Source organism: Bacillus sp. J33 (assembly GCF_000518885.1).
In the GTDB taxonomy this organism is placed as follows: Bacteria; Bacillota; Bacilli; order Bacillales; family Cytobacillaceae; genus Cytobacillus.
In genome coordinates, this window is sequence record NZ_JAEL01000140.1 from 1 (window position 1) to 11057 (window position 11057).

The 11057-nt window shown below is 43.0% G+C and carries 10 protein-coding genes; 8 read left to right on the plus strand and 2 right to left on the minus strand.

What is annotated here, in order from left to right:
* Positions 1–509: aldehyde dehydrogenase family protein (locus tag L634_RS31830; protein WP_034263299.1), on the plus strand; the 509-nt coding region annotated here is incomplete at its 5' end.
* A 47-nt stretch (positions 510–556) separates the two neighbouring features.
* Here the strand turns inward: L634_RS31830 and putP are convergent.
* A complete protein-coding gene (gene putP / locus L634_RS0126595; RefSeq protein WP_026585033.1) occupies positions 557–2026 on the minus strand; it encodes a sodium/proline symporter PutP in 1470 nt (489 codons plus the stop codon).
* A gap of 812 nt (positions 2027–2838) precedes the next feature.
* Here putP and aceA point away from each other — a divergent pair.
* Positions 2839–4131, plus strand: coding sequence for an isocitrate lyase (gene aceA, locus L634_RS0126605; RefSeq protein ID WP_026585034.1), 1293 nt, complete (start codon positions 2839–2841; stop codon positions 4129–4131).
* Between the two features lie 205 nt (positions 4132–4336).
* A complete protein-coding gene (locus L634_RS0126610) occupies positions 4337–4771 on the plus strand; it encodes a YueI family protein (protein WP_026585035.1) in 435 nt (144 codons plus the stop codon).
* Positions 4772–5016: 245 nt separating this feature from the next.
* Here L634_RS0126610 and L634_RS0126615 read toward each other — a convergent pair whose 3' ends face one another.
* On the minus strand, positions 5017–5373 hold the full coding sequence (locus tag L634_RS0126615) for a hypothetical protein (protein ID WP_026585036.1): 357 nt from the start codon (positions 5371–5373) through the stop codon (positions 5017–5019).
* Positions 5374–5592: 219 nt separating this feature from the next.
* Here L634_RS0126615 and gatC point away from each other — a divergent pair, with 219 nt between their 5' ends.
* The 5 genes from gatC to L634_RS0126645 all read left to right on the plus strand — a co-directional run bounded on the left by gatC (position 5593) and on the right by L634_RS0126645 (position 10868).
* Positions 5593–5883 (plus strand): Asp-tRNA(Asn)/Glu-tRNA(Gln) amidotransferase subunit GatC, encoded by a 291-nt coding sequence (gatC, locus tag L634_RS0126620; protein WP_026585037.1) that lies wholly within the window; start codon positions 5593–5595, stop codon positions 5881–5883.
* A 13-nt stretch (positions 5884–5896) separates the two neighbouring features.
* A complete protein-coding gene (gene gatA, locus L634_RS0126625) occupies positions 5897–7354 on the plus strand; it encodes an Asp-tRNA(Asn)/Glu-tRNA(Gln) amidotransferase subunit GatA (RefSeq protein ID WP_026585038.1) in 1458 nt (485 codons plus the stop codon).
* Positions 7355–7367: 13 nt separating this feature from the next.
* Positions 7368–8795 (plus strand): Asp-tRNA(Asn)/Glu-tRNA(Gln) amidotransferase subunit GatB, encoded by a 1428-nt coding sequence (gatB, locus tag L634_RS0126630; protein ID WP_026585039.1) that lies wholly within the window; start codon positions 7368–7370, stop codon positions 8793–8795.
* 420 nt (positions 8796–9215) lie between these two features.
* Positions 9216–9776, plus strand: a complete 561-nt coding sequence (locus L634_RS0126640; protein ID WP_026585041.1) for a thioredoxin family protein — start codon at positions 9216–9218, stop codon at positions 9774–9776.
* A 21-nt stretch (positions 9777–9797) separates the two neighbouring features.
* A complete protein-coding gene (locus L634_RS0126645; protein WP_026585042.1) occupies positions 9798–10868 on the plus strand; it encodes an NAD(P)H-dependent flavin oxidoreductase in 1071 nt (356 codons plus the stop codon).
* The last annotated feature ends 189 nt before the right edge of the window (positions 10869–11057 follow it).

Below are 11057 nucleotides of genomic sequence, written 5' to 3' on the forward strand. Positions count from 1 at the left end.
TAACACAGGGCAACCCGGAAGACCAAAGCAATTTCATGGGTCCTGTCATTGACCAGAGCGCATTTGACAAGATCATGAGCTATATCGAAATCGGCAAAGAAGAAGGCAAGCTGATGACAGGCGGAGAAGGAGACAGCTCTAAAGGCTTCTTCATCAAACCGACTGTATTCGCCGATCTGGANCCGGAAGCACGCCTGATGCAGGAAGAAATNTTCGGGCCGGTTGTCGGCTTCACAAAAGCAAAAGACTTCGACCATGCGCTTGAAATTGCGAACAATACAGAATACGGCTTAACAGGTGCAGTGATCACGAAGAACCGTGAGCATATCCAAAAAGCGCGTGAAGATTTCCATGTTGGAAACCTATACTTCAACCGCGGATGTACAGGCGCAATCGTTGGATACCAGCCATTCGGCGGATTCAACATGTCAGGAACGGACTCAAAAGCAGGCGGCCCTGACTACATTCTGCTTCATATGCAGGCGAAAACAACTTCTGAAATGTATTAATATAAAAAAATCCCTCTTCACATTTGCGAAGAGGGATTTTTTTATGCTTATTTCTTGAGAGCAGATTTGTATTGATTGTATTGCTCTTGTACTTCTTTTGAGGGCTCCTTGTCTAGAAGGCTGACGATAATAATCGCTAATCCTGCAAACAGGAAGCCAGGAGCCAATTCATATAAATCGAACAGTCCGCCGGTAAGCTGTGCCCAAACGATAACGGTAACAGCACCGACAATAATACCTGCAAGTGCCCCGTTTCTTGTCATGCGTTTCCAGAATAAGCTCAGGATGATAACAGGCCCAAAGGCAGCACCGAATCCAGCCCAAGCATAACTGACAAGTTCCAATACCTTGCTTTCAGGGTTATACCCTAGGAAGATTGCAATAATTGCAATGCCCAGTACAGCAATTCTGCCAACAATCATTTCTTCCTTTTTGGAAGCATTTCTTCTAAATATAGATTTATAGAAATCCTGTGCCAATGCACTTGAAGAAACGAGCAATTGAGAGTCAACAGTGCTCATGATTGCTGAGAGAATGGCTGCTAATAAAAATCCAGCTACCCATGGATTAAATAAAACTTGGGAAAACATGATAAATACAGTTTCAGAATTGTTAAGTGGGGTATCTGCAAAGTATGCAATACCTGCGAATCCTATAAACAGTGCTCCAAAAAGGGAAAGAACCATCCATGTCATTCCGATGAAGCGTGCTTTAGGAACATCATTAGTTGATTTTAATCCCATAAAGCGAACAAGGATATGCGGCTGGCCAAAATAGCCAAGTCCCCAAGCCAATAGAGATACAACGCCAACAAAAGTGGCACCTGAGGCTACATCCAAATGAGTTGGATCTATTGTGCCGATTTGCTCTAATGTCTCATTCCATCCGCCAAGTTCCTGGATCGCAATAATTGGAATAATGATCAAAGCAAGGAACATTAAAATACCTTGGATGAAATCTGTCCAGCTGGCAGCCAAAAATCCGCCAAAGAAAGTATAAGATAGAATTACTCCAGCTCCAACCCAAAGTGCAACCGTGTAATCCATTCCAAATGAATTTTCTAATAGAATGGCACCTCCAACAAGGCTGGAAGAAGTATAGAAAGTGAAAAAGATTAGGATAACAACTGCAGAAACTACACGAAGCATTTTAGAAGTGTCATAGAATCGGTTTTCAAAATACCCGGGAACTGTAATAGAATCATTGGCTATTTCAGTGTAGACACGCAATGGTTTAGCAACAAACTGCCAATTCAAATAAGCGCCGACTGCTAAACCGATCGGAAGCCAAATCTCTCCCATACCGCCTAAATAAACAGCACCAGGCAATCCAAGCATTAGCCATCCGCTCATATCGGATGCCCCGGCACTTAAAGCTGCAACTCCAGCTCCAAGGCGCCGCCCGCCTAAAACATAATCAGATAAATCTTTGGTCATTCTGGCTGCAAGAAAACCGATAAGCAGCATACCGACCAGATAAACAATAATCGCAATTAACGTGGGTAAATTAATATCCATATTTATTTATCCTCTCCTCTTTCAGTAAAATAAGTGATGCCAGATAGTACGATCAAAAGCGGCATTGGAATTAGAAGCCATAGCCAGGTTGCTGCAGTGAAATCCATAAGTTCACCTCCATCCATTAAATTTGTCTTCCTAAAATACATACGTGAAAAAAGTCCTCTTTATACAGTAACATACAGTTTTGTATTTGTGAAAAATTCGAATCGGTGTGTGGACTTCTTTGAAAAGACGTTAATTATCATAACATAATAAAGTTCAAGTAACAAAAATACTATAAAGCTATTACTTAAAAAATGTATAAAAATACGTAAAATCGCATTAATTTGCTGTTAAATCTCTCATATCAACATATCTATTCATCAGAATTTATAAAATTAAGTTGACAAAAGCCGCTCTTTTTTACATGAAATAAATGCATTAATTAAGAAGAAGCTTCTTTTTATTGGCATTAAACATTAAGTTTTTTTCAAAAATTATGTCATTAAAAAATTAGGCTGCAGACATTAGGCTTGTTATGTACCGATCTCTCCAATTAAGGGCAAAGCCTGATTTCAAGAAATAGAAATATTATCACTGATGTATGTAATGAGAAAAAATAAATTTTTCAAAAAATTTATAAAAAAGGGTTCCAATTCTAAAATCTCTGTTATATAATACGAACATAGATAATTAATTGTTTTATAACAACACAGAATAATAATATAACAGATTAATAAAATTAAAACTGTTATATTACATCGGCGTTATTTCACCAGGGGGTATGCAGAAGGATTGATTTTTTCTAAATTAAAGGAGGATTTAATCAAATGGCAGATGAAAGAGTGCGTCAATTGCAAGAAAGCTGGGAAATGGATGAACGTTGGAATGGGATTGAAAGGCCATACACTGCGGAGGATGTCATCAAATTAAGAGGGTCAATTGATATCGAACATACATTAGCGCGCCGGGGTGCAGAGAAGCTTTGGAAACTTGTAAATGAAGAAGACTTCGTAAATGCATTGGGAGCGTTAACGGGCAACCAGGCTGTCCAGCAGGTGAAGGCAGGGCTGAAGGCCATATACTTAAGCGGCTGGCAGGTAGCTGCCGATGCCAACCTTTCTGGCAATATGTATCCGGACCAAAGCTTGTATCCGGCGAACAGTGTTCCTAGTGTTGTTAAAAGAATTAATCAGGCACTTCAGCGTGCTGACCAGATCCATCATATGGAGGGCGACAATTCCATTGACTGGTTTGCTCCGATTGTAGCCGATGCAGAAGCAGGCTTCGGGGGCCAGCTTAACGTGTTTGAACTCATGAAAGGCATGATTGAATCTGGTGCAGGCGGCGTTCACTTTGAAGATCAGCTTTCATCTGAGAAAAAATGTGGTCACCTTGGCGGAAAAGTATTGCTGCCGACACAGACGGCCGTTAAAAATTTAATCTCTGCAAGACTTGCAGCAGATGTTATGGGTGTTCCAACAGTAATCGTTGCCCGGACTGATGCAAATGCTGCAGACTTGATTACAAGCGATGTTGACCCTTACGATGCAACTTTCATCACTGGGGAACGCACTCCTGAAGGATTCTTCCGCACTCAAGCGGGACTTGACCAAGCGATCGCTCGGGGACTTGCATATGCTCCATATGCTGACCTTGTATGGTGTGAAACATCTGAGCCGGACCTTGAAGAAGCAAGGCGCTTTGCTGAAGCGATTCATGAAAAATTCCCTGGCAAACTGTTGGCGTATAACTGCTCTCCATCCTTCAACTGGAAGAAGAAGCTGGATGACGAAACAATTGCGAAATTCCAGGTGGAGCTCGGAAAAATGGGCTATAAGTTCCAATTTGTAACATTGGCCGGTTTCCATGCCCTGAACCACAGCATGTTTGAGCTGGCTCGCGGCTATAAAGACCGTGGCATGGCTGCATATTCCGAACTGCAGCAGGCCGAGTTTGCCAGCGAACAGCATGGATATACAGCTACAAGACATCAGCGTGAAGTTGGAACAGGCTATTTCGACCAGGTTTCAATGGTCATCACAGGCGGAACTTCTTCTACTACCGCGTTAAAAGGTTCAACCGAAGAAGAACAGTTTACAGCTGAAAAGCAGGAAGCTTAATCTCTTTGTACAGTTTCAACCGTTAGTAACTTGATTTTTAACTTGTATATTCTCCTATTTTGCGCCTCTCTTCAAACGAAGAGAGGTTTTTTTAGTGTAAGGAGGTTAAAATGAAACTAGCACCGCCTAACTAAATAGAACATACATATTATATAGTGCAGCAGATTGTAAGCAGAGCAGTCAAAACAAGGACGGAGGTTTTACAGTGGCTGAAAATATAGATGATTATCTCCAGCAGGGGATACACGGGCAAAAACAGACAAAGCCTGATGAGCGGCGAAAATTCCTTGGTACGCTTCGCGAAAGGATTGTCATTGCATTAAAACAGCCGCAGGTAAGGGAAGATGGAGTCTATCCGCAAGTAGAAGAAGCCTTGAAAGCCAACAGCCAGGCACACCTTTACCTGAATGGAAATATGAGTTACCCTTACTTATCGAAATATATTAAACTGGCTTCAAAATATAAAGTAGAATATACAATTGTAACCAATAAAGAACATAATTCAGAAATTGGCATAGTCCTTGCGCATGACTATGCCATCGATAAACCGGAAATCTTCGTGGAGAGAAAAACAGTAAAGACAGAATCTAAAAAGCCTAAGGGCGGGATATTTGCTAAGTTATTTAAGCGGAGCAGATAAAGAAAAGGGAGCAGCGTTATGTGCGCTGCTCATTTTTTATTCTTCTAACCTCAATACCGGCCGAACCTCAATTATTTACCTGTCAATTGCTTATCTTTTGGCTTATTTGATCTAGAGGTAAGGAAGAAAAAATTATAGCGGTCACTTTCAGATTTTATCGGTCAGAAATTCTAAGTATCGGTCAGTTTCCAAATATATCGGTCAGTTGCTGATATAACAGGCATTGCAGGAACAAAAGCATACTATCATTCTAAAGGTTTCAAATAAGCATGAGGATACAAGTCCGGCCCTTCAATGACGATTGCTGTCATGCCAAGATAGGAACCTGATTCGTGCTCTTCTCCTTCAGTCCAAAAAACAGCAGTTCCTTTTTCGACGGCAATCTGTTCACCCCTGGCTGTTTTGACCCAGCCTTCACCGTCAACAATGAGAAATAGCTGGGGACATGCGGCTGGATGCATGCCAAGGACGCTATTCTCCTTAAGATGGATGCAGCCAACCGTAGCTGTTGTGTTTCTGAGAATCGGGCTGATGCTGGCGTTATGGCTGCTGAACTGGGTGATCTCTCTGCTTATACCACTATCAAAGCGGAAAAATTCCATTCTATTACCTCCAATATAAATAATCACAACACTAGTAATTAGGTTTTGCTGTTCTTTTATCCTGCAAAAGCAGAAGCAAACACACAATTTGTTCAACTCATGGTAAAATAAGCAGAAGATTGCTGAAACCGCTGGCGCGCGTGTTGCTTTAACGCGCGAAAGTTTGGTATGATCATAATTATTGTGCATTGGCAGTATTTATTTTTGGAGGTGGCATATATGTCGAGAATTTCAACTGATCAGGTAAAGCATGTTGCACATTTGGCAAGACTTGCAATGACTGAAGAAGAGGCTGAGGCTTATAGGGAACAGCTGGATAAAATGATTTCATTTGCTGAGCTGCTTAATGAGCTAGATACAGATAATGTAGAACCAACATCCCATGTTCTTGATATGAAAAATGTGATGAGAGAAGATAAAGCAGAAAAGGGGCTTCCACAGGAGGAAGTTCTGAAAAATGCGCCGGAACATCAGGATGGCTATATTAAAGTGCCGTCCATTATTGAGTAGGGAGGGGAAAATGGTGAGTTTATTTGACCATAAGGTATCGGAGCTTCATCAGCTTTTACATAAAAAAGAAATCACGGTTTCCGACCTTGTCGGAGAATCGTACAAGCGAATCGGCGAAGTAGAGGACAAGGTACAGGCTTTCTTAACCCTAGATGAAGAAAGAGCCCGTGATGCAGCGAAGAAGATGGATGAAAAGATTGGAACAGATGAGGCAAAAGGTCTTCTGTTCGGCATGCCGATTGGTGTGAAGGATAATATTGTTACAAAAGGTCTGCGTACAACCAGCGCGAGTAAAATTCTTGAGAACTTCGATCCGATTTATGATGCGACTGTTGCGTCCAAACTACATAACGCAGAAACGATTACAATCGGAAAATTAAATATGGATGAATTTGCAATGGGTTCATCTAATGAAAACTCAGGTTTTAAAGTGACTTGCAATCCTTGGAATCTTGAGAGAGTTCCTGGCGGATCTTCGGGCGGCTCTGCAGCTTCGGTTGCTGCTGGAGAGGTTTTATTTTCGCTTGGGTCTGACACAGGGGGTTCCATCAGACAGCCTGCTTCCTATTGTGGTGTTGTTGGCTTGAAGCCTACATATGGAAGGGTGTCACGCTTTGGCCTAATCGCCTTTGCGTCTTCATTGGATCAGATTGGGCCGATTACACGCACAGTCGAAGATAATGCTTACTTGCTTCAGGCTATATCCGGGGTGGATCCAATGGATTCTACTTCAGCCAATGTTGATGTTCCAAGCTATGCTGAAGCGCTGACAGGCGATGTTAAAGGGCTAAAAATCGCTGTGCCAAAAGAATATCTGGGTGAAGGCGTCAACGAAGAAGTACGCCAATCTGTATTGGATGCCTTGAAGGTGCTTGAGAAATTGGGAGCAGCTTGGGAAGAAGTTTCACTTCCGCATTCGAAATATGCACTGGCAACTTACTATCTGCTGTCTTCTTCAGAGGCTTCGGCAAACCTGGCCCGATTCGATGGCGTGCGCTATGGCTACCGGACCCAGAATCCTGAGAACTTAATTGATTTATATAAAAAGACAAGAGCGGAAGGATTTGGCGATGAAGTGAAACGCCGTATTATGCTCGGAACATTTGCCCTAAGCTCTGGCTATTATGATGCTTACTATAAGAAAGCGCAAAAAGTCCGTACACTTATTAAGCAGGACTTTGAGAATGTTTTTGAAAAATATGATGTGATCATTGGTCCGACTGCGCCTACTCCTGCATTTAAAATCGGTGAAAAAATGTCCGACCCGATGACCATGTATGCGAATGATATTTTAACCATTCCTGTTAACCTTGCCGGCGTACCGGGAATCAGCGTTCCTTGCGGTTTCTCTGATGGAATGCCGCTTGGCCTGCAAATTATCGGAAAGCATTTCGATGAGAGCACTGTTTACCGTGTAGCGCATGCATTTGAACAGGCAACGGATTACCATAAACAAAAACCGGGACTGTAAGGGGGGAAAGCTTATGAAATACGAAACGGTTATCGGACTAGAAGTACACGTGGAATTAAAAACAGATTCGAAAATTTTCTCGGCCAGCCCAAACCACTTTGGCGCTGAACCGAACTCCAATACTACAGTCGTTGATCTTGGCTATCCGGGCGTATTGCCGGTTATTAATAAAAAGGCTGTAGAATTCGGCATGAAGGCTGCAATGGCTTTGAACTGTGAAATTGCGCCTGTTACAAAGTTTGACCGGAAAAACTACTTTTACCCAGACAATCCAAAAGCCTACCAGATTTCGCAATTTGATAAGCCAATCGGGGAGCATGGCTGGATTGAAATCGAAGTGGACGGCTACAAGAAAAAGATTGGCATTACACGCATTCATCTTGAAGAGGATGCAGGGAAGCTTAGCCATGGAAAAGGATATTCCTTGGTAGATTATAATCGCCAAGGCACGCCGTTGATTGAAATCGTATCTGAACCGGATATCCGCACACCAAACGAAGCTTATGCTTATCTGGAAAAGCTGAAATCCATTATTCAATATACAGGGGTTTCCGATTGTAAGATGGAAGAAGGCTCACTTCGCTGTGACGCGAATATCTCGCTGCGTCCTGTCGGGCAGGAAGAATTCGGTACAAAGACAGAGCTTAAGAATCTAAACTCTTTCAACTTTGTGCGCAAAGGGCTTGAGTACGAGGAAAAACGCCAGGAGCAAATCCTGAGTTCGGGCGGCACCATCCAGCAGGAAACACTTCGTTATGATGAAGCAACAAATACCACGATTTTGATGAGGGTTAAAGAAGGTTCGGATGATTACCGTTATTTCCCTGAGCCAGATTTACTTGATATCCATATTGATGAAGAATGGAAAGAGCGCATCCGTGCAGAAATTCCTGAGCTTCCAGACCAAAGAAAGAATCGTTATATCGAAGAGCTTGGATTGCCTGCATATGATGCAGCTGTTCTGACTGTCACTAAAGAAACATCCGATTTCTTTGAAGCGTCTGTAAATGCTGGAGCTGACGCAAAACAGGCTTCCAACTGGGTGATGGGTGAGCTGTCTGCCTATTTGAATGCTGAGCAAAAAGAGCTTGGCGACATTGCACTGACTCCTAAGGGGCTTGCCGGTATGATCAAGCTGATTGAAAACGGTACGATTTCTTCCAAGATTGCCAAGACTGTCTTCAAAGAGCTGGTTGAAAATGGAGGGGACCCTGAAGCAATCGTTAAAGAAAAAGGCCTTGTGCAGATTTCTGACGAAGGAGCACTGCTAAAGATTATCGGAGAAACGCTTAATGCAAACCCGCAATCCATTGAGGATTTTAAAAACGGCAAGCAAAAAGCAATCGGCTTCCTTGTCGGCCAGATTATGAAAGCAACCAAAGGCCAGGCAAATCCGCCGCTTGTCAACAAGCTATTGCAAGAGGAAATAAAAAAGAGATAAAGGAAAGCTGATGGGAATCCATCAGCTTTTTTATTTATGGCTGTGTTAAAGCTTATTTGAATTTAGCACCCTGTTGATTGGAAACGGAAGGTATAGAGATCCTCTAAATAAGCATTTTCTTAAGACGAGATGATTATTGGAGGAAGCTTGCGGGAGAAGCGTGTCAGCGGGAGACACAGCAGGTGCGAATGCACCGAGGAGCGTTGGACCGCCACCTGAAGGCTTGAGTGCCTGCAGCGGAAAACAACAGGCAAATTTAATAGAGCTGTTATTTTCGGAGTTCGACAAAATGTCTCTCTATTTCCCAGGAAAGTATTTTGTTTTACACGTTTTTACAGCAAATGCATCAATTAAGGGGCAGGAATGTAAGAGGAAGTTAAAGAATAAGAATGTAGAGGCATAGATTAAGGAGTGTTAAACATGGAATTAATGGATTGGTTTACAAAGGGTTTGAGCGTCCAAAATTACGTAGATGTTATGAAAGTGAATAAGGAGGAAATGAAGGAAATATATGATCATTTTTCTTTGTCGGAAGTAGAGAAAAAGAGGCTGGCGAGGGTAAAGGGAATGAGCATGAAAGCTGTTGCCATTACTGAGGATTGGTGTGGGGATGCTATGCTGAATAATCCAATCCTTTTAAAAATTGCAGAGGAAATTGATATGGAAGTCCGTTTTATATTGCGGGATCAAAATCTTGAGCTGATGGACCAGTACCTTACGAATGGAACCTCCAGGGCAATACCGATTTTTGTTTTTATAGATCAAAAGGGAGAAGAGTTTGCTGTTTGGGGGCCTCGTGCCAAACGTGTTCAGGAATTTGTAGATGAGGAGCGCAGCAAGCTTCCGGCACAGGACGCTCCCCATTTCAAAGAACAGCAGATGAATATGTATAAAAGGCTGACAGACGCTTATCGGAAAGACTCTGAGATTTGGCATACGGTTGCTGATAGCATTATTGATACTCTAGCATCAGTAAAATAGATAGGGAAGGATGCGTTAGTAATGGGCTGGAACCGAAATCTATTAACGGAAAAGCTAGGCATAAATTACCCCATTTTTCAGGCGCCAATGGCTGGAGGAATGACAACGCCTCAATTAATCAGTGAGGTGTCAAATAACGGCGGTCTCGGCAATATGGGGGCAGGGTATATGCACCCTGATGAGATAAGAGAAGAGATCAGACAGGTTCGGAGTCTGACAGATAAACCTTTTGGCGTTAACCTGTTCGTTCCTGATCTGGAGATTTCACTAGAGGCAAACGAGATTAAAAGAGTGGCAGATTTGCTCGCGCGTTATAGCAGTGAGATGGGGATGAGGGAGAAGCCTTCTTTGCCTAAAAAGGACTATGGGTCACTTTATAAAAAACAGCTGGAAGTTGTATTAGAGGAACGGGTCCCGGTCTGCAGCTTTACGTTTGGCATACCTGACTCGACTATTATTCGTCAATTGAAGGAACATGGGGCTGTGATAATTGGAACAGCAACGAATGTTAAGGAAGCAATGGAATGGGAAAGAGCGGGTGCAGATTTGATTGTGGCGCAGGGAAGCGAGGCTGGAGGGCATAGGGGCACTTTTCATACAGAAGAAAGCGGACTGGTTGGTTCCATGTCCCTCATTCCGCAAGTAGCTGATGCAGTAGGCTGCCCTGTAATTGCTGCAGGTGGAATCATGGACGCACGCGGAATTGCTGCAGCCAGGATGCTTGGTGCAGCGGGTGTCCAGCTTGGCACGGCTTTTCTTACATGCAGGGAAAGCGGGGCAAACCCGCTCTACAAGGCTGCCCTTTTAAATGCTGCAGAGGAGCAAACAGCCTTAACGAAAGCCTTTTCTGGAAAACTGGCAAGGGGAATTGTCAATCGGTTTATGGAAGAGATGAGGGGACAGCCCGCATTGCCTTATCCGCTGCAAAACGACCTGACAGCGCCTCTCCGAAAACAGGCTGCCAAATTGGAGCGTCCGGAGTTTATGTCATTATGGGCTGGACAGGGAGTGAGAATGGCCGAGGTGATCACAGTGAAGGAACTGATGCTGAAGCTTGTGAGCGGGGCGGAGGCTTTGTTGGAGGGCAGATAAAAAGCAGTGCCATTTTGAGGCACTGCTTCAGAGTGTAGACAAACCCCTTTTTCAAACAGCTATTTAAAGAAAAAGGGGCTTTTTATCTTTTTTAACGGCATATTTAGGTGTGTGGATTAAGATAGAACCCCATATATTGATTGGGTAATAATGATAAAAAACGGCTGTCGACTTTGTCGACAGCCTGAA

Excerpts from the sequence above, each read along its gene's own strand:
- L634_RS0126640 (WP_026585041.1), top strand. The coding sequence starts at position 9,216 with ATGGAATTAATGGATTGGTTTACAAAGGGTTTGAGCGTCCAAAATTAC.
- gatB (WP_026585039.1), top strand. The coding sequence starts at position 7,368 with ATGAAATACGAAACGGTTATCGGACTAGAAGTACACGTGGAATTAAAA.
- aceA (WP_026585034.1), top strand. The coding sequence starts at position 2,839 with ATGGCAGATGAAAGAGTGCGTCAATTGCAAGAAAGCTGGGAAATGGAT.
- L634_RS0126615 (WP_026585036.1), bottom strand. The coding sequence starts at position 5,373 with ATGGAATTTTTCCGCTTTGATAGTGGTATAAGCAGAGAGATCACCCAG.
- putP (WP_026585033.1), bottom strand. The coding sequence starts at position 2,026 with ATGGATATTAATTTACCCACGTTAATTGCGATTATTGTTTATCTGGTC.
- L634_RS0126645 (WP_026585042.1), top strand. The coding sequence starts at position 9,798 with ATGGGCTGGAACCGAAATCTATTAACGGAAAAGCTAGGCATAAATTAC.
- gatC (WP_026585037.1), top strand. The coding sequence starts at position 5,593 with ATGTCGAGAATTTCAACTGATCAGGTAAAGCATGTTGCACATTTGGCA.